The 23,103-nt window shown below is 64.8% G+C and carries 21 protein-coding genes and 1 tRNA gene; 4 read left to right on the top strand and 18 right to left on the bottom strand.

Translation table 11 applies throughout. The features are described from left to right. Positions 1-90 precede the first annotated feature (90 nt). From ACX4ZE_RS03985 to dapA, 3 genes are all read right to left on the bottom strand, one after another. Positions 91-714 (bottom strand): TIGR03085 family metal-binding protein, encoded by a 624-nt coding sequence (locus tag ACX4ZE_RS03985; RefSeq protein WP_480271885.1) that lies wholly within the window; start codon positions 712-714, stop codon positions 91-93. A 246-nt stretch (positions 715-960) separates the two neighbouring features. Further along, entirely contained in the window at positions 961-2,931 is a 1,971-nt protein-coding gene (locus ACX4ZE_RS03980) for a ribonuclease J (RefSeq protein WP_480271884.1), read from the bottom strand. Further along, positions 2,928-3,836: a 4-hydroxy-tetrahydrodipicolinate synthase gene (dapA, locus tag ACX4ZE_RS03975; RefSeq protein WP_480271883.1), complete on the bottom strand. Its 909-nt coding sequence runs from the start codon at positions 3,834-3,836 to the stop codon at positions 2,928-2,930. The genes ACX4ZE_RS03980 and dapA overlap by 4 nt, the downstream gene beginning before the upstream one ends. A 147-nt stretch (positions 3,837-3,983) precedes the next feature. Between dapA and ACX4ZE_RS03970 the strand changes: the two genes are divergently transcribed. After that, positions 3,984-4,427, top strand: coding sequence for a hypothetical protein (locus tag ACX4ZE_RS03970; RefSeq protein ID WP_480271882.1), 444 nt, complete (start codon positions 3,984-3,986; stop codon positions 4,425-4,427). Between the two features lie 10 nt (positions 4,428-4,437). Here the strand turns inward: ACX4ZE_RS03970 and ACX4ZE_RS03965 are convergent, their stop codons facing one another. From ACX4ZE_RS03965 to ACX4ZE_RS03915, 11 genes are all read right to left on the bottom strand, one after another. Next, complete coding sequence (locus ACX4ZE_RS03965) at positions 4,438-5,637, bottom strand: winged helix-turn-helix domain-containing protein (RefSeq protein ID WP_480271881.1); 1,200 nt, start codon at positions 5,635-5,637, stop codon at positions 4,438-4,440. Positions 5,638-5,781: 144 nt separating this feature from the next. Then, positions 5,782-6,186, bottom strand: coding sequence for a flavodoxin family protein (locus ACX4ZE_RS03960; protein ID WP_480271964.1), 405 nt, complete (start codon positions 6,184-6,186; stop codon positions 5,782-5,784). Between the two features lie 88 nt (positions 6,187-6,274). Continuing rightward, complete coding sequence (locus ACX4ZE_RS03955; protein ID WP_480271963.1) at positions 6,275-6,715, bottom strand: hypothetical protein; 441 nt, start codon at positions 6,713-6,715, stop codon at positions 6,275-6,277. Positions 6,716-6,792: 77 nt separating this feature from the next. Beyond that, positions 6,793-7,539 carry a 4-hydroxy-tetrahydrodipicolinate reductase gene (dapB, locus tag ACX4ZE_RS03950; protein WP_480271880.1) on the bottom strand — a complete coding sequence of 249 codons (747 nt, stop codon included), beginning with the start codon at positions 7,537-7,539 and terminating at the stop codon, positions 6,793-6,795. A gap of 207 nt (positions 7,540-7,746) precedes the next feature. Continuing rightward, the gene (locus ACX4ZE_RS03945) at positions 7,747-8,859 is read right to left on the bottom strand and encodes an alcohol dehydrogenase catalytic domain-containing protein (RefSeq protein ID WP_480271879.1); all 1,113 of its coding nucleotides are present in this window, start codon (positions 8,857-8,859) and stop codon (positions 7,747-7,749) included. 202 nt (positions 8,860-9,061) lie between these two features. Next, a tRNA-Gly gene (locus ACX4ZE_RS03940) sits at positions 9,062-9,137 on the bottom strand. Positions 9,138-9,334: 197 nt separating this feature from the next. Then, positions 9,335-10,666 (bottom strand): M16 family metallopeptidase, encoded by a 1,332-nt coding sequence (locus ACX4ZE_RS03935; protein ID WP_480271962.1) that lies wholly within the window; start codon positions 10,664-10,666, stop codon positions 9,335-9,337. A gap of 47 nt (positions 10,667-10,713) precedes the next feature. Further along, complete coding sequence (locus ACX4ZE_RS03930) at positions 10,714-13,008, bottom strand: polyribonucleotide nucleotidyltransferase (RefSeq protein ID WP_480271878.1); 2,295 nt, start codon at positions 13,006-13,008, stop codon at positions 10,714-10,716. A gap of 525 nt (positions 13,009-13,533) precedes the next feature. Beyond that, positions 13,534-13,803, bottom strand: a complete 270-nt coding sequence (gene rpsO, locus ACX4ZE_RS03925) for a 30S ribosomal protein S15 (RefSeq protein WP_063021162.1) — start codon at positions 13,801-13,803, stop codon at positions 13,534-13,536. A 121-nt stretch (positions 13,804-13,924) separates the two neighbouring features. Next, positions 13,925-14,056 (bottom strand): hypothetical protein, encoded by a 132-nt coding sequence (locus ACX4ZE_RS03920; protein WP_480271877.1) that lies wholly within the window; start codon positions 14,054-14,056, stop codon positions 13,925-13,927. Next, positions 14,053-15,024, bottom strand: a complete 972-nt coding sequence (locus tag ACX4ZE_RS03915; RefSeq protein WP_480271876.1) for a bifunctional riboflavin kinase/FAD synthetase — start codon at positions 15,022-15,024, stop codon at positions 14,053-14,055. The genes ACX4ZE_RS03920 and ACX4ZE_RS03915 overlap by 4 nt, the downstream gene beginning before the upstream one ends. Before the next feature lie 351 nt (positions 15,025-15,375). On the opposite strand from ACX4ZE_RS03915, the gene ACX4ZE_RS03910 reads away from it, so the two are divergent. Continuing rightward, the gene (locus ACX4ZE_RS03910; protein ID WP_480271961.1) at positions 15,376-16,044 is read left to right on the top strand and encodes a metal-dependent transcriptional regulator; all 669 of its coding nucleotides are present in this window, start codon (positions 15,376-15,378) and stop codon (positions 16,042-16,044) included. A gap of 22 nt (positions 16,045-16,066) precedes the next feature. Here the strand turns inward: ACX4ZE_RS03910 and ACX4ZE_RS03905 are convergent, their stop codons facing one another. Both ACX4ZE_RS03905 and ACX4ZE_RS03900 read right to left on the bottom strand, forming a co-directional pair. Continuing rightward, positions 16,067-17,149: a tartrate dehydrogenase gene (locus ACX4ZE_RS03905; RefSeq protein WP_480271875.1), complete on the bottom strand. Its 1,083-nt coding sequence runs from the start codon at positions 17,147-17,149 to the stop codon at positions 16,067-16,069. A 10-nt stretch (positions 17,150-17,159) separates the two neighbouring features. Further along, on the bottom strand, positions 17,160-18,632 hold the full coding sequence (locus tag ACX4ZE_RS03900) for an NAD-dependent succinate-semialdehyde dehydrogenase (protein WP_480271874.1): 1,473 nt from the start codon (positions 18,630-18,632) through the stop codon (positions 17,160-17,162). A gap of 165 nt (positions 18,633-18,797) precedes the next feature. Here ACX4ZE_RS03900 and ACX4ZE_RS03895 point away from each other — a divergent pair, with 165 nt between their 5' ends. Together ACX4ZE_RS03895 and ACX4ZE_RS03890 are read left to right on the top strand one after the other, a co-directional pair. After that, positions 18,798-20,039 (top strand): aspartate aminotransferase family protein, encoded by a 1,242-nt coding sequence (locus ACX4ZE_RS03895; protein ID WP_480271873.1) that lies wholly within the window; start codon positions 18,798-18,800, stop codon positions 20,037-20,039. Between the two features lie 98 nt (positions 20,040-20,137). Continuing rightward, positions 20,138-20,632 (top strand): DUF3830 family protein, encoded by a 495-nt coding sequence (locus ACX4ZE_RS03890; protein WP_480271872.1) that lies wholly within the window; start codon positions 20,138-20,140, stop codon positions 20,630-20,632. 43 nt (positions 20,633-20,675) lie between these two features. On the opposite strand, the gene ACX4ZE_RS03885 is transcribed toward ACX4ZE_RS03890, so the two are convergent. Continuing rightward, complete coding sequence (locus ACX4ZE_RS03885; protein ID WP_480271960.1) at positions 20,676-22,061, bottom strand: amidase; 1,386 nt, start codon at positions 22,059-22,061, stop codon at positions 20,676-20,678. Between the two features lie 27 nt (positions 22,062-22,088). Then, positions 22,089-23,054, bottom strand: a complete 966-nt coding sequence (locus ACX4ZE_RS03880) for a D-2-hydroxyacid dehydrogenase (RefSeq protein WP_480271871.1) — start codon at positions 23,052-23,054, stop codon at positions 22,089-22,091. Positions 23,055-23,103: the final 49 nt, after the last annotated feature.

Below are 23,103 nucleotides of genomic sequence, written 5' to 3'. Positions count from 1 at the left end.
CGGCGTATCTCGAAGGTCGGCAACAGGATCACCCCTCCACCACCGCGAAGACATCCGTTACCGCGGCCCAGCTCTCGCGCGATCGCCGAATCAGATGGAGCGGTCCAGGCCGAGCACCGCGCGCACCGCCTCGGGGGAACCGGTGGCCTCCAACCGGACCTCGTCCCGGCCGAAGGCATGCAACAGCAGTTCCGACGGCATCCCGGTCAGTCTTACAGTGGAGCCGGATACCGAGCGCACCACCGCATGCCTGCTATCCGGAGTCGCCAGCTCGACCCTGACCGGCGCTTTACGGTACGCCATCGATCCGATTCTGCGCACCAGCGACCACAACGCATCCTCATCGGCCTTGGTCAGTTCGCGTGGCTGCCAACCCGGTTCGGCACGGCGCACATCCTCATGGTGGACGAACATTTCCGCACGATTCGCCACCGCGTCGATCGGCCACAGTGGCGACCACCACGGGGGACCGGAATGCACCTGATCCAGCAGCGAAAGGAATGGTTTTCCCGCCACCTCGGCCTGTACCCGGTCGAGATACCCAGCGAAAAGCGGCAACAGGATGCCTGGTGCGGCGTCGGGCCGCCGTTCCCGCACCACCAGATGCGCGGCGAGATCCCGCACCGTCCAGGCGCCGCAGAGTGTCGGCGCATCCGGCCCTGCGGCACGCATCGCCTCGACGAGCCCTCGACGTTCCCGCTGCGCCATTGTCATCCCTCGAACATACCGGCTGGCCAACCGCACGGCACAACACGCGCCGGGCAGCGCGCACCGTGCCACTCCCATGCTCTGCGCGGCAGGCCGCTTACTACCGCGAGAGCAAGCTGCGGGTATCCCACGAACGGAACGCAATACCATTGCTCTGCAGCATGATTCATCACACGGAAAGCACAATGGCGGCAGCGCGCTGCGACCAGCGTCATCGGCCGCACTACTCGATGGTCTCGTTACGGTGGGGAGTCAGACACCGATGACAGTAGGCACGATCATCGGGCGCCTACGGTAGGTCTCGGCTACCCAGCGGCCGACTACCCGGCGCACGCCCTGCGCAATCCTATGGGTATCGGTGACACCTTCGCCCGCGAGCCGCAGCAATTCCGCTTCCACCAATTCCGCCGCATCGAGAAGGGCGGCCGGATCATCGGAGAAACCGCGTCCACTCAGCTCGGGTGCGCTCACCGCCTTACCAGTAGTCTCATCGATCGCGACCGTGATCGCGATGAAACCGCCTTCGCCGAGTACCAGCCGATCCGACAGTGTCGACTCACCGACATCACCTACCGAAAGTCCATCGACGTACACATGCCCCACCGGCACCCGCCCGACGATCGAGGCGATGCCGTCGACCAGATCGACCACCACCCCATCCTCGGCGAGCACCACCCGCTCCTCCGGAACGCCGGTCGCCACAGCCAAGGCCGCGTTCGCGCGCAAATGGCGCCACTCACCGTGCACCGGCATCGCGTTGGTCGGGCGCACCGCGTTGTACAAGTACAGCAATTCTCCCGCGGATGCGTGCCCCGAAACGTGCACCTTGGCGTTCTGCTGGGTGATCACCGCGGCACCTAACCTGGCCAAACCGTTGACCACCGCGAACACCGAGTTCTCGTTGCCTGGAATAAGCGAGGAGGCCAGCACCACGAGATCGTCGGCACGGATGTTGATCTGCCGATGCTCGCCGCGCGCCATCCGAGACAGCGCCGACAACGGCTCGCCCTGCGAACCGGTCGAGATCAGCACCAGGCGGTGACCGGGCAGGGTCGCGGCGACATCGAGATCGACTACCACTCCTTCCGGCACGGTCAGATAACCCAGGTCCTGTGCGATCTGCATATTCCGGACCATCGAGCGACCGATGAAACACACCCGCCGCCCGTACTTCTGGGCTACATCGACCACCTGCTGGATTCGGTGCACATGACTGGCGAACGACGCGACGATCACTCGACCGCTCGCTTTGCCGATCACCGTGTCCAGCGCGCCACCGATCTCCCGCTCCGGCGTGACGAAACCGGGGACCTCGGCATTGGTCGAGTCCACCAGGAACAAGTCGACGCCCTCGTCACCGAGCCGGGAGAACCCGGCCAGATCGGTGAGCCGACGATCCAGCGGAAGCTGATCGAGCTTGATATCACCGGTGTGCAGAACGACACCGGCAGGCGTACGGATCGCAACGGCGATCGCGTCCGGTATGGAGTGGTTGACCGCGAAGTATTCGCAACCGAACGGACCGTGTGTGGTGTGCTGTCCTTCGGACACCTCCACCAACTTCGGATGCTGGCGGTGCTCCCGGCATTTGGCGGCGACCAGCGCGAGGGTGAACTTCGAGCCGACGACCGGGATGTCGGGGCGTAGCCGCAACAGGAACGGCACCGCGCCGATGTGGTCTTCATGCCCGTGAGTGAGCACGAGCGCGACCACGTCGTCCATCCGATGCTCTATGGGCCGGAAGTCCGGCAGGATCAGATCGACGCCAGGTTGCTGGTCCTCCGGGAACAGCACTCCGCAATCGACGATCAGCAACTTGCCGCCGTATTCGAAAACGGTCATGTTGCGACCGATCTCACCGATGCCACCGAGCGCGAAAACGCGTAGACCGTTTTCAGGCAGCGCGGGAGGAACGCCGAGACGATCGTGTACGGCGATCGGATTCGCGGGCGGAGCAGGTGTTTCGCCCCGCCGGAGACCGGATTGCGCGCGTCCGCGGTTCGCTCGCCGAGACGGTGTGTCTCTCGTCCGAGAGTTCTGCCTCGTTCGCGACGGCCTCTGCTGCGCGGCGGGCGCACCGGATTCCACCGCTACCGGAGCCACAGAGGTCGCGGCCTCGGGCGGTTCGACCGACGTCGGCCGCGCGATCGGTACTGGTACCTCGGGTGCCCCGGCGGGACGAGACGCACTGCGGCGGGAACGACGGGCTGATGACTCGTTCACGAAAGCACCCCAGCCGTCCGCAGGTCGTCGGTCAGCGCCGCCAGTTGCTCAGCGGTGGGCATCAACTGCGGCAATCTCGGTTCGCCGACCTCGACACCGAGCAGTCGCAATCCGCCCTTGCTCATCGCGACACCACCCAGCCTGGCCATCGCGGCATGTAACGGCAGCAACGTGGTGTTGATCTCGCGAGCGCGCACTACGTCGCCGGCGGTATAGGCCTCCAGCAACGCACGCAGTCGCTCGGGCGCGAGATGACCGATAACACTGATGAATCCGACCGCGCCGACCGACAGCCAGGGCAGGTTGATCGCGTCGTCGCCGGAGTAGAAGGCCAGTCCGGTGCTCGCGATGAGTTCGGCGCCCATGTTCAGATCACCTTTGGCGTCCTTCACCGCGACGATGCGCGGGTGCTCAGCCAGCGCGCGGATGGTGTCGCCGGCGATCGGAACCACCGATCGGCTCGGGATGTCGTAGAGGGTCACCGGCAGATCAGTGGCATCGGCGATGGCGGTGAAATGCGCGATCAGTCCCTCTTGCGTAGGCCGGGAGTAGTACGGCGTCACGACGAGCAATCCGTGCGCACCGACACGCTGCGCATTACGCGCGAGTTCGATCGAGTGTCCGGTGTCGTAGGTGCCTGCACCAGCGATCACGGTTACGCGATTGCCCACAGCGTCGACAATGGCGCGCAGCAGATCGGTCTTCTCCGATTCGGTCGTGGTCGGCGATTCCCCGGTGGTTCCGGAGATCGCGAGCAAGTCTACGCCGCGGTCGGCCAAGTGGGTCGCGAGCTCGACACCGGCATCGACGTCGAGCTTGCCCTCAGCACTGAAGGGGGTCACCATCGCGACACCTACTGTGCCGGACGCACGCAGCTCCGTTGCCGTCGATTCACCGTTCGTCATGGTCAGAAAGGCTACCCGGTCCGCGTTCCACCCTCGACACCCTTGTCGGCGTTCGGATCGCAACTGGCATATTTCCCCAATCGCGACTCCATTATGACATCGCGACCACGCCTTGCACGACGTCAACGATGACATCACAATGGTGTCATGGATTTGACCCGCTACACCACTCGGCTACAGGAGAGTCTGATCGCCGCCGCAGCGATCGGCGATGAAAAAACCCAGGCCACAGCAGCGGCTCTGGCCACAGCGACGGAAGGACCGGCCCGGTTGGTGCTGCTCGCCGCGCTATCCGATCTGGCCGCGGAGATCAGCTCGACGCTCGGTGATCGCACCGTACATGTATCGGTCGACGGCACCGATGCCTCGGTCGATGTACGCAAACACACATCGACCGAGGAACCCCCGACGGTCGAGGAAATGACTGGAGACATCAGCCGAGTCACGCTCCGGCTGGTCGAGCAGATGAAGGCCCGCGCGGAAGAGGCTGCCGCGCAGAGCGGTCAGTCGCTGAACTCCTGGCTGTCCAGTGCTGTGTACGGTGCGCTACGGGACCAGATGCGCGGGCCTGGGCCGAAACGAGACATTTGAGGCCACCGTGCTACAGCAACGCGGCGAGGTTGCCACGGTCGCCGACCACCACGTCATCGAGTTCGAGCCAATCGGCCAGTTCGCGTAGCGCGCCGATGAGCGCGGCCGCGGTGGCCGGGGTGTCGTGGCCTGGTTCGGCGAACGCGGCAGGTACCGACAACCGGCCGGTCGTCCGGTCCGCACGCAGATCGGCGCGTCCGACGAGTTCGCCATCGAGCAGAAGCGGAAAGACGTAGTAGCCGTGTACCCGTTTGTGCTCCGGAGTATAGATCTCGATGCGGTAGTGGAAATCGAAAATCCGCTCCGTGCGCGCCCGGAAGAAGATCAGCGGATCGAATGGGCACAGCAGCGCGGCGCCTTCGACGCGACGCGGCGTGGTCGCGCCTGCCCGCAGGTAGGCCGGCTTCGCCCAGCCCGCCACCGCCACCGGAATGAGCTCCCCCGCGTCCACCAGATCAGCGATGGCCGGCTCGGTCTGAGAGCGTCGCAAGCGGTAGTAGTCGCGCAGATCGGCCTCCGTGGCGATACCGTGCGCTGTGGCAGCCCGGAGCACCAGCTCACGTATCGCCTCCTGCTCGGGAACGGCGCGCGCAAGCACCTCCGGTGGGATCACCCGCTCCGCCAAGTCGTAGTGCCTGGCGAACCCGACTCGCGTGGCCACAGACAACACCCCGGCGGCGAAGAGCTGCTCGCAGATCAGCTTCGTGTCGCTGAGATTCCACCAAGAGCCCCCCCGCCGAGGCTTGTCCAGCTCCAGATGACGCTCCACCGCACCAGCGGTAGCCGCTCCCACCTCGGTGATCACATCGAGGATGTCCTTACCCAAAGTCGGATTACGCTCCAGCACCGTGCGCATACCGGGCCAACGCCCATGCTCGTACTCCCGCATGCGCCAACGCAGCAACGGCCAGTCCTCGACCGGGATAAGCGCGGCCTCATGCGCCCAGTACTCCACCAGCACACGCGAGCGCCGCGCTCCATCGCGCCACGCGGCCTGGTCGAGCGCGGCGCGATCGTAGGATCCGATCCGACTGAATATCGGCACGTAGTGTGCCCGAACTACCGCCGACACCGAATCCAGTTGTAACAGTTGAGTTCTGTCCAGTACCCCGAGCACCGATCGCCGCGTCACCCGCGTCGGCCTGCGTGCCCCGAAACCCTGCGCCGCCAAAGCTGTTCGCCGCGCAGCCGCCACACCCATCTTCCGCATGCCCGAACCATGTCACAACGCACCGACAGCCTTGCCGCGACTGGATAGTGCCGACACTATGCGCCAGACTCACCCTGACCAAGCATCGACAGGTCGCTCGATCGTGGCTAGATCAGTGGCAGTTCCGCATCATCGGTTGCCAGCTCACTCCGCCATCAGTTGCGCGGCCACCGTGGCCCCTAGCTCCCAGCACGCTTCGAGGTCACTTGCGACCGGCTTGCCCGACACCACCACGTAACCAGCGGCCTGCACCCACCCCAGCCCGGTCGTGATGGAGGTGACACTCCGCTCCGCTCCCTCGGTGCCCTCGTTTCCGTGCAGGTAGAGGCCGAATGGGCGACCGCGTGTCGAATCGAGGCAGGGGTAATAGAACGTGTCGAAGGCGTGCTTGAGCGCACCGCTCATATATCCCAGATTCACCGGGCTCCCCAGCAGGTACCCGTCGGCGGCCAGCACGTCGGACGCGGTGACGGCCAGTGCGGCGCAGCGCACGACCTCCACACCTCCGACCTCGGGGGCGTTGGCCCCGGAGACAACGGCTTCGAACATCGCCTGTGTATACGGGGAGGGGGTGTGATGGATGAGTAGCAACCGTGCCACGGTGCGATAGTATCGGCTGTCCGGACCACGCGGTTGGTCAGGTGTTGTCGCGCTCGTGCCGTTCCAGCGCGACCGCGCGACGCATGGTCTCACGGGCTCTGGCCCGATCTCCTGCGTAGTCGTAGGCGCGAGCGAGGCGGTAGGACACGCGCCAGTTGTCCGGATCGGCCTTCCACTCGGCCTCGACGACGGCGAATAGTTCGTCGGCAGCCGCGCGTTCGATGCGGCCGGACCGGCGGCGCGGCAACTGCGCGATGTCGAGTTCGAGGCCTTCGTCATGAATGCGCCGCGCTAGACGCTGATGCGCCAGTGCCGCGCGGACGGTGGTCACGATGATCCAGACCCCGAGGAATGGCAGGATCAACACACCTGCGCCGATGAGGATTCCCGTCACCTCACCAGATCCCATCAGGATGAACGCGACGCGGCCGAGTAGTACGAAGTAGCAGCAAAGTACCACGAGGAGCGTCGCGAGCATCGCGACGACCTTGACGACTCGCGCGCCACCGTTCGAATCGACCGGTTCGGACTCGCTCACAGGTCGTCCAGACTCACTCACAGGTCGAGGAACGGGTCGAGGCCGATAGTGAGACCAGGACGGTTCGCGATCTCACGTACGCCGAGCAGTACACCGGGAGCGAAAGAGGAACGGTCGATCGAATCGTGTCGGATAGTGAAAGTCTCACCATGGGTGCCGAACATCACTTCCTGGTGCGCGACCAGTCCGGCCAGCCGCACCGAATGCACTCGCACCCCATCCACGTCGGCGCCACGGGCACCCGCCAGCTCAGTGGTCGTCGCGTCAGGACTGTCACGCAGCCCCGCCTTGTCTCTGGCCGCGGCGATCAGACCCGCAGTTCGGTAAGCGGTACCGGATGGCGCATCCGCTTTGTTCGGATGATGCAGCTCGATAACTTCGACCGACTCGAAGAACCGGGCGGCCTGCTCAGCGAAACGCATCGACAGCACCGCTCCGATAGCGAAGTTGGGGGCGATCAGCACGCCGACTTCCTGACGTCCCGCCAGCCAATCCCGCACCTGTGCCAGGCGGTCCTCATCGAATCCGGTGGTACCCACTACCGCGTGAATGCCACGCTCCACCAGGAACCGCAGATTGCCCATCACCACGTCAGGGTGGGTGAAGTCGACAACCACCTGAGTGTTCGCCGCAGTGAACAGGTCGAGTGAATCGTCCTTGTCGACCTGCGCGACCAACTCCAGGTCGTCCGCGGCGGTCACTGCCGCACAGATGGCCTGCCCGACTTTGCCACGCGCTCCGAGCACTCCGACCCGAATAGTCACCGCATCTCCTCGTTCCGTTTCGGTCGCAATCAGCCTAGTAGGCGCTGCCGGCCGAGATCCGTCCACCGCCCGCACCTGGTCGAGCGCAGCTGACCGACTACTTCACTCTTGGGGCGAGTGGAGTGTTTCGGCGGCGCCAGAGCGCTCTTCGGCCACCATTCGACTACCGTCGATAATTCGCGAGAACGACCTAGCGAGTCGGCCTCGTCAGTCGAAGACGATCATCTGTCGCAGGGCATGTCCTGCGGCGAGTTCGTCCATGGCACGGTTGATCTCATCGAGACCGACATGCCCCGAAACAAGCCGCTCCACTGGCAACCGTCCCGACCGCCACATACGGACATATTCGGGAATATCGCGGGTAGGCACAGCGGAACCGAGGTAGCTGCCGACGATCGAACGACCCTGCGCGACCAACGCCAATGGCGAGATACTTGCCATGGCATCGGGTGCGGGCAATCCGACGGTGACCGTAGTACCGCCGGGCGCGGTCGCGGCGATCGCGGTCTCGAAGGCGCGAATGTTGCCCGCGGCTTCGACCACCACGTCGGCCTGTACGCCGAGCTCGGCGATCTCGGAAGGCGTGTACACCGTGTCGGCACCCAGTTCCCTTGCGAGGGTCAGCTTGTCGGGCACGGTATCGACGGCGATGACCTCGTGGCCCGCCACTGCGAGCGAGACCGCGACCAGGACCGCCGCCATGCCGACACCACCGAGACCGATGACCATGATCCGATCCCCGGCGCCCGGCTTCGCTGAATTCAACAGGGCGCCACCGCCGGTCAATACCGCGCAGCCGAGCACAGCCGCGATCTCGGGAGGCACACCGTCGTCGATCGGGACCACCGATCTGCGATCCACCACCGCATACGTGGCGAAAGCGGACACGCCCAGATGGTGGTGTATTTCGGTGCCGTCGCGGAGCAATCGCCTTCCCCCACCGAGCAGTTCGCCCGCATTGTTGGCGATGCTACCGGGCACACAGGGCGTGCGGCCCCCCGCCGCACAGCCCACGCATTCGCCACAACGGGGCAGGAAAGTCATCACGACACGCTGCCCGACCGCGATATCGCCCGCACAGGGGCCGACCCCCTCGACCCGCCCCGCCGCTTCGTGTCCCAGCAGCATCGGCACCGGGCGCACTCGGTTGCCATCCACAACGGACAGATCGGAATGGCATAGTCCCGCCGCTTCGATCCGAACCAGCAACTCCCCCGGTCCGGGGTCACACAGATCCAAGTCACACACCGTAATCGGCATCGATTCGGCGTACGGCGCCTGTGCCGCGATCCGCTCCAGGACCGCACCGCGGATTTTCATTCCGCCCACGTTACCGTGCCGAAAGTACCATGCCTACCGCAGTAGGTATTCGTACTCGGCCTCGCTTCGCACCACACCACGGAATGGACCGATGAACTGGGCTGGACAGCAGCCGCAGGACCGAGGTCCAGCCGTGCCGAGCGAGGAGCGGTTTCACGATCTGTACCTGTGATCCAACCGATTGCGGGGCTCTAGCCGATTGTGGAGCGGATGACGGGATTCGAACCCGCGACCCTCACCTTGGCAAGGTGATGCGCTACCAGCTGCGCTACATCCGCATTCGCACCGTGATGCTGTCCTCGACGCGACATAGAACATTAGCCGACACTCGGCCGGAAAAGCCAATCGCCGTTATCCGGGCTGGTCCTGTTATCCGGACTGATCTCGACGATTGTTCCGGCCACAGGGAGCCTCCTGGCCGGGCGAAGGCACCCTCGGCGGTTATCCGAGCACCCTTGTCGATGTGGAGCGACAATCAGCTCAGCACCAGCCGCCGGACGGCAGCGGGCAGCTCACGAGTGCGTTTGTACGGCCCGGTAACCGATGCGGCGAAGGGCCGCGCCAGCAATGTACGCGCGACTTCTACTACTTCGTCAGTGGTGACGGCGTCGATGCGCGCCAAGGTCTCCGAGACGCTGCGGTGGTTACCGTAGCTGAGTTCGCTCCGGCCGAGCCGGTTCATTCGCGAAGCGGAATCCTCCAGGCCCAGCACCAAACCACCGCGCAACGAACCTTTGGCCCGGGTGCATTCGGTCACACTGATGCCATCCGCGGCCACCTCCTCCAGCACGCCGCGCGCAAGTGCCGCCACTGTACCGAGGTTTTCCGGCTGACAGCCGATGTACACCGAGAATGCACCAGTATCTGCGAAAGTATCGACACCGGAATACACAGAATAGGCCAGTCCGCGCTCTTCTCGGATACGTTGGAACAGACGTGAACTCAACCCGCCGCCGATCACCGTGTTGAGCACCGACAGCGGCCAGCGCTGCTGCCCCTCGTGCCGACCGAAAGCCCGCACCCCGAAGACCAGGTGCGCCTGTTCGCTGTCACGGTGGCTCCAGTGCAGCACCGGCGCGGCCCGCGGGCGGAACCGGCCCTCGCGACGCCGCGCGGGTGTCCCGACGGGGTCCAGCCGGTCGGCGAAAGCGCGGTGCACCAATTCCACAGTGTGATCGTGCTCCACATTGCCCGCGACTGCGACGACCATCCGGTCCGGGCGGTAGCGCCGCACATGGAACGACCGCAACTGGCTAGCCCTCATGGCCTCGATCGAATCGGCAGAGCCGATCACTGGTCGCCCAATCGGGTGATCGCCGAACAACGCGGTCAAGAACGCGTCGCCGACCAGATCCTCGGGGTCGTCGTCGCGCATGGCGATCTCCTCCAACACTACTTGCCGCTCCACGTCGACATCCGAGGACCGACACAGGCCGTTGAGCACTACGTCGGAAACCATATCGACGGCCAGCGGCAGATCCTCGTCGAGAACATGCGCGTAGTAGCAGGTCTGCTCCTTGGCAGTGAACGCGTTGAGCTCGCCACCGACGGCGTCCATAGCCTCGGCGATATCGCGTGCCGACCGCGTCGAGGTCGCCTTGAACAGCAGATGCTCCAGAAAATGCGCGGCACCCGCGACAGTCGGCCCCTCGTCACGCGAACCGACTCCCACCCAGATGCCGATCGATGCCGACCTGACCCCAGGCAACTGCTCGGTAACCACGCGCAATCCGCCAGGCAACACGGTGCGCCGCACTCCGCTGTCGGTGTCTGTGCTCAGCTCGAGTGACGAACCCCCCTGCCCAATGCCGAGCAGAGAGGTTGTCGTCGTTTTCTTCGTCACCGAGACAGGTACTACTCGGTCCCGGCCGAGCCGGCATCGGCAGTGTCGACCGCGTCGACCGAATCAGCACCGGGCTCTTCGGCGTTCTCGTCGACCGGCACCAGCGAGATCTTGCCGCGGTTGTCGATATCGGCGATCTCCACCCGCAACTTGTCACCGACGTTGACCACATCCTCGACCTTCGCCACGCGCTTGCCGTTGCCGAGCTTGGAAATGTGCACCAAACCGTCGCGACCCGGCAGCAACGAGACGAAGGCTCCGAAGGCGGTGGTCTTGACCACCGTGCCGAGGAAGCGCTCGCCGACTTTCGGCAGCTGCGGGTTGGCGATAGCGTTGATCGCATCGATCGCGGCCTGGGCCGAAGGACCGTCGGTCGCGCCGACGAAGACGGTGCCGTCGTCCTCGATCGAAATGTTGGCGCCGGTGTCCTCGGTGATCTGGTTGATCACCTTACCCTTGGGTCCGATCACTTCGCCGATCTTGTCGACCGGGATCTTGATCGCGGTGACGCGCGGCGCGTATGGGCTCATCTCGTCCGGGGTCGCGATGGCCTCGGCCATTACATCCAGGATGGTGGTGCGCGCGTCGCGCGCCTGGCTCAACGCACCGGCCAGCACCTGCGAGGGGATGCCGTCCAGCTTGGTGTCCAACTGCAGCGCGGTGACGAACTCGCGGGTGCCCGCGACCTTGAAGTCCATATCGCCGAAGGCATCCTCGGCGCCGAGGATGTCGGTCAGCGCGACATAGCGGACCTCGTCCTCGCCCTTGTCATTGGTGATGGTGTCCGACACCAGCCCCATGGCGATACCGGCGACCGGCGCCTTCAGTGGCACTCCGGCATTCAGCAGCGACAGAGTGGAGGCACACACCGAACCCATCGATGTGGAACCGTTCGAGCCGAGAGCCTCGGACACCTGGCGGATAGCGTAAGGGAAGTCTTCCTGGCTGGGCAGCACCGGAACCAGCGCCCGCTCTGCCAGCGCACCGTGACCGATCTCGCGACGCTTGGGCGAACCGACCCGGCCGGTCTCACCAGTAGAGAACGGCGGGAAGTTGTAGTGGTGCATGTAGCGCTTGCTGGTCTCCGGGCCGAGCGAGTCGACCTGCTGCGCCATCTTCACCATGTCCAGTGTGGTGACACCGAGGATCTGAGTCTCACCGCGCTCGAACAGCGCCGAGCCGTGCGCGCGCGGCACTACCGCGACCTCGGCCGAAAGCGCACGGATATCCGCCAGACCACGGCCATCGATCCGGAAACCATCGGACAGGATGCGCCGGCGCACCAGCTTCTTGGTGACCGAGCGGAACGCCGCGCCCAGCTCCTTCTCACGCCCGGCGAAATCGTCACCGAGACGATCGAGTACAGCGAGCTTGATCTCGTCGATCTTCTCCTCGCGCTCCTGCTTGCCCGCGATGCTCAACGCCTCACCCAGTTCACGTTCGGCGGTGCCTTCGACCGCCTCGTACACATCCTGGCCATACGGCGGGAAGAGCGGGAACTCCTCGGTGGGCTTGGCGGCCAGCTCGGCGAGGTCATGTTGCGCGCGGCACAGGCGGGCGATGAACGGCTTGGCGGCCTCCAGGCCCTCGGCCACGATCGCCTCCGTCGGCGCTTGCGCGCCCCCCTCGACCAACGCGATGACATTCTCGGTTGCCTCGGCCTCGACCATCATGATGGCCACATCGCCGGATTCGACCACACGGCCCGCGACGACCATGTCGAACACGGCGTCTTCCAGCTGCTCGATAGTCGGGAACGCCACCCATTGACCGGAGATCAATGCGACACGCACCCCGCCGACCGGACCGGAGAAGGGCAGACCCGCAATCTGGGTGGACGCGGACGCGGCATTGATCGCCACCACGTCGTAGAGATCCTTCGGATCCAGGCTCAACACGGTGACCACGACCTGGATCTCGTTGCGCAGTCCGTCGACGAACGACGGACGCAGCGGACGGTCGATCAGCCGACAGGTCAGAATCGCGTCGGTAGTAGGGCGGCCTTCACGGCGGAAGAACGATCCGGGGATACGTCCCGCGGCGTACATCCGTTCCTCGACGTCCACCGTCAGCGGGAAGAAGTCGAACTGGTCCTTGGGCTGCTTACCCGCGGCGGTGGCCGAAAGCAGCATGGTCTCGTCGTCCAGATAGGCGGCGACCGAGCCCGCGGCCTGCCGGGCCAGCCGTCCGGTCTCGAACCGGACGACGCGGGTACCGAAGCTGCCGTTGTCGATCAATGCGACGGATTCGAAAACACCGGGTTCGACCTCGATCGCCGAGGTCTTGCGTTCGGTTGTTTCGGTCATCTCTTCTCTCTCAACCTCTCGTCTTCGCCGACTCGAGCGCCTGTCGGGCAGGCGCGATCCGGCTGTCGTCAGCCGCACCGGGCACGGGCACGCGGTAGCCTTCCCGGCCCACACGTGCACACCCGGCCGGATCCCCTTGGAAACGGCGACGCGGAGGCGGTCATCGATCGAAGCCCGACGACGCGAAGTCGCTGTCGAAAGGCCACTACCGAAGACCGACGCCACGCGGTCGGGTGCATACGGCTGTGCACTGTTGTCGTGCTGCGGGAAAGATCCCTCCCCTGACGCACGAATAGCCAACGAGGAGATTGTACGTCTCCTCGTTGGCCGAGCTGCCCGCTGCCTCGGTTCACCGAGATCCGGTGGACCTCCGTCGCTCGGACAGCCACTGCGACACGCGGTGGGCCCGACTTCGTCGACAGCGAGCTCACCGCCGAGCGCACCCAACCGATCTCGCCCGCGCTAACGCGAGCAGTCACACAGCAACGCCTACGCGGCGCCGCCGGCACGGCGAAGCGAAACCGATCATCGTCGAAGACCGAGGCGCTCGATCAGGGAGCGGTAGCGGTTGATGTCCTTGTCCTGCAGGTACTTCGACAGCCGCTTACGGCGACCGATCAGCGCCATCAGACCGTGGCGGGTGTGATGGTCGTGCTTGTGCTTCTTCAAATGCTCGGTGATATCGGCGATCCGCTTGGACAGCAGCGCGATCTGCGCCTCCGGCGACCCGGTGTCCTTCTCGTGCAGACCGTATTCGGCCAGAATCGCCGACTTCTGTTCAGTGGTCAGTGCCATGGGGCGTCCACTCCTGTTTCTCAGTTCCGCGCGCGAATGTCCGGTTGCCCGGCGTGGGCGCCACCGCGGACCGCAGCAGACCCGAGGATCCACCATACCGGACCTGATACTCCTGCCGAAATCACAACGGATGTCCTTGACCGGCCCGGTCGATCAGGCCGTACCGCGCGTCGACCGGACCGGTCGATCGGGCATGCTGGGTGCGGACGCCACCTGATGCGGCGGCCTGCTCGCACGAGCTCTCGACACTCACCGTTCGCCCGCGGCGGTCAGGATCTTGCGTGCGGTACTCACATCACGGCCCATGGTTTCGATGAGCTCGTCCACCGAATGGAACTTGCGTTGACCGCGTACATGCTCCACGAAATCGACCGCGACGTGCTGGCCATAAAGATCGGCCTCACTGTCGAGCACATACGCCTCGACCGTGCGGGCGCGCCCGGAGAAGGTCGGGTTGGTGCCGACCGAGATGGCAGCCATCGCCCGCTCACCCGGAGTGACGGTACCGATGCGGGGACCAGGACCGAGGACGGTGAACCAGCCCGCGTATACACCGTCGGCTGGAATCGCGGCATGTATCGGCGGAGCGATATTCGCGGTAGGGAATCCGAGTTGCTTGCCACGACCGTCACCGTGCACCACCACCCCCTCGACCCGATGCGGGCGACCGAGTGCCTCTGCCGCGGCCGTCATATCGCCTGCGTCGACGCAGGAGCGGATGTACGTAGAGGAGAAAGTCACCGCGTGTTCACCGAGCAGGGTCACCCCGTCGACTTCGAAGCCGAAGCGCCGGCCGAGTTCACGCATGGTCTCGACCGTGCCCGCGGCCTTCTTTCCGAAGGTGAAATTGTCACCGACTACCACCTCGACCACGTGCAACCGCTCGACCAACAGATCGTGGACATAACGCGCGGCGGTCAGCTTCATGAATTCATGGGTGAAGGGTATGACGCAGAACACGTCGACACCCAATTCCTCGGCCAACTCGGCGCGACGAGGCAGCGTAGTCAACTGCGCCGGATGCGAGCCGGGACGGACCACTTCCATCGGGTGTGGGTCGAAGGTCATCAGCACCGCGGGCACACCACGGGCAGCCGCGGACTTCACGGCCCTGCTGATCAGCTGCGCGTGGCCACGGTGCACGCCGTCGAACACACCGATCGTGAGGACGCAGCGCCCCCAGTCCGCGGGCACTTCGTCGAGGCTTCGCCATCTCTGCACAGTGCGCAGCCTACGCACTTCAGGTAGCGAGCAGTACACTGGCGTGCTGATGCCGCACAACACTTCCCGTACTGGGCCGCTTCAGCCGCTCTGATAGCGGCGGGTACAGGAATCGGCCCCGTGGACCGCTGCGCCGCAACGTTTGCGCCATCCCTGACGCAGGCGCCGACCTGCTGTTCCGCCGGCACCACGCCACTCGCAGGTGAATTCGCGCGAGCGGAACGTCTGGATGTGTATATCAGCGTTATTGTGCTTAAGCTCGAGTATGTGCCCGGTAAACGTGACATAGCCACACGACGTGAGCTGGTCGGCACCGCTGTGCCAGATGAAGCCCGAGGCAGCACCGCGACGATCGCGCCGGTGCTCTCTTCGGTCGCCCAGGACTATCTGAAGGTGATCTGGACCGCGCAGGAGTGGTCCGAGGACAGAGTGTCCACCAAGTTGGTCGCGGAACGGATCGGCGTGTCCGCCTCGACCGTCTCCGAAGCAGTGCGCAAGCTGGCAGACCAAGGGCTGGTAGAGCACGCGCGTTACGGCGCGATCACACTGACATCCGAGGGGCGACGTGCCGCCGTCGCGATGGTGCGCAGGCACCGGCTGATCGAGACTTTCCTGGTGAACGTACTCGGTTACGGCTGGGACGAGGTACACGACGAGGCCGAGATATTGGAGCACGCGGTCTCCGAATTGTTGATGGCGCGTATCGACGCCAAACTCGGCTATCCCGATCGAGATCCACACGGCGACCCGATCCCCTCGGTGGACGGCGCGGTGCCCACCCCACCCGCCAGGCAACTGAGTGGTTTCACTGCGGGCGAATCCGGCCGCGTCGCCCGCATCTCCGACGCTGACCCGGATATGCTGCGCTACTTCGACTCCGTCGGCATCGCCTTGGACACCGCCATCACTGTCGTCGAACGCCGCGATTTCGCGGGCACCATCGCTGTCCGTATCGGCACCACCGAGACGTCCACGGACCTGGGCAATCCCGCCGCCGAAGCCATCTGGCTCATTTCCTGAGCGATTGGAACACCCCAGTCGGTCAACCGGGGTCGACAGTCGTGGGGCGGCGGGTGAGTTCGGCAGCACGGGCAGCGATAGCGCTGCCGAATTCGGCGGTGGTGGCGCCGCCGCCGAGATCCGGGGTACGGACCTCACCCGCGGCAAGCACATCACAGACTGCCTGATCTACCGCGGCGGCCGCAGCGGACTCACCGAGGTGCTCCAGCAACATCGCGCCTGCGAGAATCTCGGCGACCGGATTCGCTATTCCCTGGCCCGCGATATCAGGGGCGCTGCCGTGCACAGCTTCGAACATCGAAGGACCGGTGCGCTCAGGATCTATATTGCCCGATGGCGCCAGACCGAGACCGCCGGTGACCGCAGCGGCGAGATCGGAGAGGATGTCGCCGAACAGATTCGAGCCGACGATCACATCGAGTCGGTCCGGGTTCAGCACCAACTCGGCAGCCAACGCGTCGACATGCATCTGCCGGGTCCGTACCTGCGGATACTCGACCGCGATGCGTTCGAAGACGCTGTCCCAGTATGGCATCGAGTGGATGATCCCGTTCGACTTGGTCGCCGAACACAGCCGCCCGGACCGCTCGGCGGCCCGCTCGAAGGCGTAGCGGATGATCCGCTCACATCCAGTACGGGTGAATACCGATTCCTGGAGCACGAATTCGTCGGGACGGCCCTCGTTGTGTATACCGCCGATCCGGGAATACTCACCCTCGGAGTTCTCCCGCACAATGAGAATATCCAAGTCGACCGCGGTCCGTCCGCGCAGTGCCGACTCCGTCCCCGGCAGCAGGCGTACCGGACGCAGGTTGACGTACTGACCAAAAGCTCGGCGCAACGGAATCAGCAGGCCCCACAGCGAAACATGGTCGGGCACTCCGGGAAAACCGACCGCGCCGAGCAGGATCGCGTCGAAACCCGCGAGCTGCTCGATGCCGTCGGGCGGCATCATCGCCCCGGTGCGCGTGTAGTTCTCACAAGACCAATCGAATTCGGTCCATGCCAAGTCGGGGAGCACGGTATCGAGCACACGTACCGCCTGCGCGGTGACATCGACTCCGATCCCGTCACCCGGAATAGTGGCGAGGCGATATCCACTCACCGGAACTCCTTCACAGTCGCACTCCGATGTATTTGATCTCCAAGAATTCGTCGATACCGGTCGTTCCGCCCTCACGCCCGAGCCCGGATTCCTTGACGCCACCGAACGGCGCGGCCGGATTGGACACCACTCCCTGGTTGAGTCCCACCATCCCGGTCTCCATCGCCTCGCACACCCGCAGGCCACGCCGGAGATTCTCGGTGAAAACGTAGCTCACCAACCCATACGGGGTGTCGTTGGCTCGCCGGATCGCCTCGTCCTCGGTATCGAAAACGCCGATCGCCGCGACCGGACCGAAGATCTCGGTGTGGTGCAGCTCGGCGTCATCGGGCACATCCACCAGAACAGTCGCGGGATAGAAGGTGCCGGGGCCGTCCGATGCGGTGCCACCGGTGAGCACAGTGGCGCCGCGCGCACGCGCGTCATCGACCAAGTGCTGCACCTTCGCGACGGCGTCCGCATCGATCAGCGGGCCGACCACCGTGCCCGGCTCGGTACCCCGCCCCATCGGCAGGGCCGCCATCCGGGCGGCAAGCCGCTGTGCGAACATCTCGGCGATGCCGCGCTGGACGAGGAAACGGTTGGCAGCGGTGCACGCCTGGCCGATATTGCGCATCTTCGCCTCGAGCGCACCTGCTACCGCTTCATCGAGATCGGCGTCGTCGAATACCACCAGCGGAGCATTACCACCGAGTTCCATCGAAGTTCGCATCACTGTCCGCGCGCACTGCTCCAGCAGGAGCTTGCCGACCTCGGTCGACCCAGTGAAAGACAGTTTGCGCGAGCGCTCGTCGCGGATCAGCGGTGTCATCAATGCCGCGGGGTCGGTGGTCGTGACTACGTTGACCGCCCCGGCGGGCAGCCCGGCCGCAGCCATTACCTCGGCCAGCGCCAGCATGGTCAGCGGGGTCTGCTCAGCAGGTTTCACTACGCAGGCGCAGCCGGCGGCAATCGCGGGCGCGATCTTACGTGCGCCCATTGCCATAGGAAAGTTCCATGGCGTGATAAGTAAACTCGGGCCGACCGGCTGCTTGGTCACCAGAAAGCGTGCGCCCCCGGTCGGCGCGGGCATGTAACCACCGTCGATGCGTACAGCCTCCTCGGCGAACCAACGGAAGAACTCCGCAGCATAGACGATCTCACGGCAAGCCTCATCGAGTGGTTTACCCATCTCTAGGGTCATGATCAGGCCGAGCCGCTCGGTCTCGGCCAACAATGCGCGATGCACACGCATGAGCAGATCGCCACGCTCTCGCGGCGGCATACGAGCCAAGATCGGTTGCGCCGCACACGCTGCGTCCAGGGCGGAAAGTCCATCCGACGGATCCGCGTCGGCCACCGTGCACAGCAGCACACCGGTCGCCGGATCGACAACCGGGAATGTTCGGGCGGTCTCCCGCCACTCACCATCAATGAACAAACCGCGCGGCACCGTGCCGATCGCGGTCCGTTCGGCTGTACTCAGGGTGCTATCGGCGAGCATCGGCGGTGACTCCTCTCCACACAGCGCAACAATCGGCCATTGCTGCGATCTGTGCGGTCATGTTATTCATATTGTCAACAATCCGACAATAGGCGATCATGTCAGGCAATCGCGTCGAACGATCGCGTCGGCATCTCATCCCTCTTGCCCGGGAGGCGAACCACTATGACCGAGTTATCGCCCGTTCTGAAACAGGCCACGCCGGTGACTGTCGATCACGGCGCAGGGTGTTATCTCTACGACACCGACGGTCGCCGCTATCTGGATTTCACCGCAGGGATCGGCGTGACCAGCACCGGGCACTGCCACCCTCGAGTGGTCGAGGCAGCACAGGCACAGATCGCCTCGCTGATCCACGGCCAGTACACAACCGTGCTGCACCAGCCATTGCTGAAGCTGACCGAACGGCTCGGCGCAGTACTCCCGGAGGGACTGGACACCCTGTTCTTCGCCAACTCTGGCAGCGAGGCGATCGAGGCGGCGCTACGGCTGGTACGCCAAGCTACCGGTCGGCCGAGCGTCATCGTCTTCCACGGCGGTTTCCACGGCCGCACCGTCGCGGCCGCGACCATGACGACCTCCGGCACCCGGTTCTCAGCCGGGTTCAGCCCGCTCATGTCGGGCGTACATGTCGCCCCCTTCCCCACTGCTTTCCGTTACGGCTGGAGTGAGCAGGAGGCCACCACTTTCGCGCTCCGGGAACTCGACTACCTCTTCGCCACACTCACCTCCCCCGCCGAGACGGCAGCATTCATCGTAGAGCCGGTACTCGGCGAGGGCGGCTACATCCCTGGGAACACCGAATTCTTCCAAGGCCTGCGCGAGCGTGCGGATCGTCACGGCATTCTATTGGTCTTCGACGAGATCCAGACCGGCTTCGGGCGCACCGGAAAGTTCTTCGGGCATCAGCACTTCGGCGTGCGGCCCGATGTGATCACCATCGCGAAAGGGCTGGCCAGCGGGTTCCCGCTCTCAGGTATAGCGGCATCGCGGGAACTCATGGCACGGGCGTGGCCCGGATCCCAAGGCGGCACCTACGGTGGTAATGCGGTATCGTGCGCGGCAGCTGTCGCCACGCTCGAGGTCATCGAGTCCGAAGGGCTGGTCGACAACGCCGCGGCCAGGGGTAGGCAACTACTGAGCGGTCTGCGGGACAGCGCGGGCAAAGCGATCGGCGACGTCCGCGGCCTCGGACTGCTCGCGGGCGCCGAATTCATCACCGCTACCGGCGAACCGGATCCCGCCACCGCCACGGCCGCTCAGCACGCCGCAGTTGCCAAAGGACTGTTGTTGCTGACCTGTGGCGCACATATGAACGTAGTGCGAATGATCCCGCCACTGATCGTAACCGAGACCCAGATCGAGGACGCACTCGCGATCTGGTCCGAGGTCCTGGCCGAGTTGTAATATCCGGCGACCCCGCCGGTGTCGTTATCCGGCGACCCCGCCGGTGTCCCGACCCACCCCTGCTCCCCCGGCGAGCACTGATCAGGAAGCCAGTCCACATGGCCCGCTATATCACCATCACTCTCACCGAAGCCGAGGTGACCTGTCGCGCCCGCCTGCTCGACGCGGAAGCACCCCGTACCTGTGCGGCAGTGTGGGACGCACTACCGCAGGTCGGCGCCGCATTCCATGCCAAGTACGCTCGCAACGAGGTATACACCCTGCTCCCGCGAATCAGCGCGGCGCCGCATCGGGAGAATCCGACAGTCACGCCGATCCCCGGCGATGTGTGCCTATTCGATTTCGAGCCGTGGGAGATCGGCAATCCGGCCTACGGCTACGAGCCGGGCTCCGCGGCCGAGCATGCGCACGGGGCTACCGACCTCGCACTCTTCTACGATCGTAACAATTTACTGATCAATGGTGACCTGGGGTGGGTACCAGGCAATGTCTTCGCCACCGTCGAAGAAGGGCTGGCCGAGATGGCCTCGGCCTGCAATGCCTTGTGGTTACACGGAGTCCGAGGCGAGACACTCGCCTTCGCACGCGCCTGAATCCAACGGACCGACAGTCCGTGCGGCACAGGGCGTCCGAGGTTCAGGATGCCAGCACGAACTCGGCGTAGCGAGCCACCGCCAGCACCAGATCGTCGGAATGGCGTGGACCGATGATCTGCAGTCCCACAGGAAGACCGGCATGGGTGGTGCCGACCGGGATGCTGATCGCAGGCTGCTGGGTGAGGTTGAACGGATAGGTGAACGGCGTCCACTCCGGCCAACTGCGCATGTCGCTGCCCGGCGGTACATCATGGCCCGCCTCGAATGCGGGAATCGGCATCGTCGGGGTGATCAGAACGTCGTAATCGGTATGGAATGCGCCCATCGTGATGCCGATGCGCGCCGCCTCGTTACGCGCAGTCAGGTAATCAACGGCGCTGATGGTTTCACCGCGTTCCCACAGCATGCGCAGCGCGGGTTCGACCCGCCCGCGCGTACCCTCCGGGAAACCGGACAACATGGTGGCCGCACCTGCGGCCCAGAACAGCTCGAATGCCTCGCGCGGATCGTCGAAGCCCGGATCTGCGGCGTCGACCCGCAGTTCGGCCTCGGCGAGCCGCACCACCGCCGCGTCCACAATCGCGGCGACCTCAGGATCGACCTCGACATAACCGAGTGTCGGCGAATACGCCACCCGCAGCCCACGCACATCGCGGTGCATCTCGGCACGGAACGTGGTGACCGTTGGAGCCAGCGCGGTCGGGTCGCGAGGATCGGGCAGCGACAGGATATCCATCAGCAGCGCCGCCTCCTCGACAGTGCGAGACATCGGGCCCGCGTGCGCCAACGGACCGAACGGACTGGCCGGATACATCGGAATCCGGCCATAGGTGGGTTTGAAACCGACGATCCCGCAGAAGGCGGCCGGGATACGCACGCTGCCACCGCCATCGGTGCCCACCGAGACCGGGCCCATACCCGCCGCGACGGCCGCGGCGCTGCCGCCGGAGGACCCGCCCGCAGTGGTGGCCGGGTCGGCCGGGTTGCGCGTGATTCCGGTCAGCGGGCTGTCGGTGACCGCCTTCCACGCGATCTCCGGGGTAGTGGTCTTGCCGAGGAACACCATGCCGTCCTCACGCAGCCGCGCCACTGCGGGACTGTCCACCAACCACGGCCCGACCGGGTCGATCGAGACGGAGCCACGCCGGGTGGACCAACCCTCGGTCAGGAAGATGTCCTTGATCGAGATCGGCACGCCGTCGAGCAGGCCGCGGGCACGTCCGGACTGCCAGCGCGCCTCGGATTCCTTCGCCAGCACCAACGCGCGGTCGGGATCAACGAGGCAGAACGCGTTGATCGTGCTGTCCCGGTCGGTGATCGCCCGCAGGATCGCCTCGGTCGCTTCGACCGGCGACAGGACACCCACGGAGTAGGCGGAGACCAACTCGACCGCTGTCATCACGGTCGGATCAGTGGGATGGTTCATATCGGAGTGACTCATGAATGGGCTCCTTCAACTGGGCACGTACCCCAGCCTTTTATCGACCACGTTGTCCAACGGACGTCCGGCAATCCACTTGTCGAAGTTCTCGGCGAACACTGTGACGATCTCGCTACGCCATCCGATGAAATCAGCGGAATTGTGCGGCGTGATCCGAACATTCGGCAGATCCCACAGCGAGTGACCGACCGGAAGCGGCTCCGGGTCCACCACGTCCAGCGCCGCTCCCGCGATCGCCCCGGCGCGCAAAGCGTCGACGAGATCGTCGGTTACGACGAGTTCCCCGCGACCGACATTGATAAACCTGGCGGAAGACGACATCACGGCAAAAGCCTTGGTGTCGAACATATTTCTGGTCTGTTCGGTCAATGGAGCGATGGCGATGACGTAATCGGCCCCGGCCAGTTCGGAGTACAGATCGGTGGTGACAGTCCCGAAATCCGGGTCCATATCCCTGGCACGCCTGCCAACCGCCCGCACCGACATCCCTACCGCGCGCAACAGACGGGCGATACAGCGGCCGATCGATCCGGTACCCACGATCACCGCTGTCGCCCCCTCGACCCGTTCGGACTCGCGATGGCGCCATTCGTGCCGCTGCTGCAACAGCAACGAGCCGCACGAATCCTTAGCGAAACCGAGAATCTGCCCGAGCACGTATTCGGCCATCGCCGAATCGAAGACACCTCGGGTGTTGGTCACCACCACGTCACTTCTCTGCAACTCGGGAAACATCGCCGAGTCGACACCGGTAGAGCCCATGTGCAGCCAGCGCAGCCGGTCGGCCGCATGCCATGCGCCGGGCAAAGCGCGGGTGCCGAAGTCGTAGACGAACAACACATCCGCCCCACGCAAGGCGCTCGCAAGCCCGTTCGCCTCGGTATAGCGAACGATCGCACTGTCTGCCACACGGACCATGTCCGCACCGTCGGGCACACTGTCACTATGCAGGACGGTGACGATCGGGCCCTGATTCACATTGACACAGTAAGATCACATCGTATGATTGTCAACAATCCGAGCGGGT

The sequence above is a fragment of the Nocardia sp. TBRC8007 genome, assembly GCF_056629435.1.
The sequence above is the reverse complement of the archived record's forward strand: the minus strand, read 5'-3'. Positions and strand labels throughout refer to the sequence as shown.

Bases quoted from the DNA above. Each gene is read 5' to 3' on its own strand.
- ACX4ZE_RS03955 (WP_480271963.1), bottom strand. From the start codon at position 6,715: ATGCTCGCGACGCTCCTCGTGGTACTTTGCTGCTACTTCGTACTACTC.
- ACX4ZE_RS03985 (WP_480271885.1), bottom strand. From the start codon at position 714: ATGACAATGGCGCAGCGGGAACGTCGAGGGCTCGTCGAGGCGATGCGT.
- rpsO (WP_063021162.1), bottom strand. From the start codon at position 13,803: ATGGCACTGACCACTGAACAGAAGTCGGCGATTCTGGCCGAATACGGT.
- ACX4ZE_RS03945 (WP_480271879.1), bottom strand. From the start codon at position 8,859: ATGAAAATCCGCGGTGCGGTCCTGGAGCGGATCGCGGCACAGGCGCCG.
- dapA (WP_480271883.1), bottom strand. From the start codon at position 3,836: ATGACGAACGGTGAATCGACGGCAACGGAGCTGCGTGCGTCCGGCACA.
- ACX4ZE_RS03960 (WP_480271964.1), bottom strand. From the start codon at position 6,186: ATGTTCGAAGCCGTTGTCTCCGGGGCCAACGCCCCCGAGGTCGGAGGT.
- ACX4ZE_RS03965 (WP_480271881.1), bottom strand. From the start codon at position 5,637: ATGCGGAAGATGGGTGTGGCGGCTGCGCGGCGAACAGCTTTGGCGGCG.
- ACX4ZE_RS03930 (WP_480271878.1), bottom strand. From the start codon at position 13,008: ATGACCGAAACAACCGAACGCAAGACCTCGGCGATCGAGGTCGAACCC.
- ACX4ZE_RS03890 (WP_480271872.1), top strand. From the start codon at position 20,138: ATGGCCCGCTATATCACCATCACTCTCACCGAAGCCGAGGTGACCTGT.
- ACX4ZE_RS03895 (WP_480271873.1), top strand. From the start codon at position 18,798: ATGACCGAGTTATCGCCCGTTCTGAAACAGGCCACGCCGGTGACTGTC.
- ACX4ZE_RS03900 (WP_480271874.1), bottom strand. From the start codon at position 18,632: ATGCTCGCCGATAGCACCCTGAGTACAGCCGAACGGACCGCGATCGGC.
- ACX4ZE_RS03885 (WP_480271960.1), bottom strand. From the start codon at position 22,061: ATGAACCATCCCACTGATCCGACCGTGATGACAGCGGTCGAGTTGGTC.
- ACX4ZE_RS03970 (WP_480271882.1), top strand. From the start codon at position 3,984: ATGGATTTGACCCGCTACACCACTCGGCTACAGGAGAGTCTGATCGCC.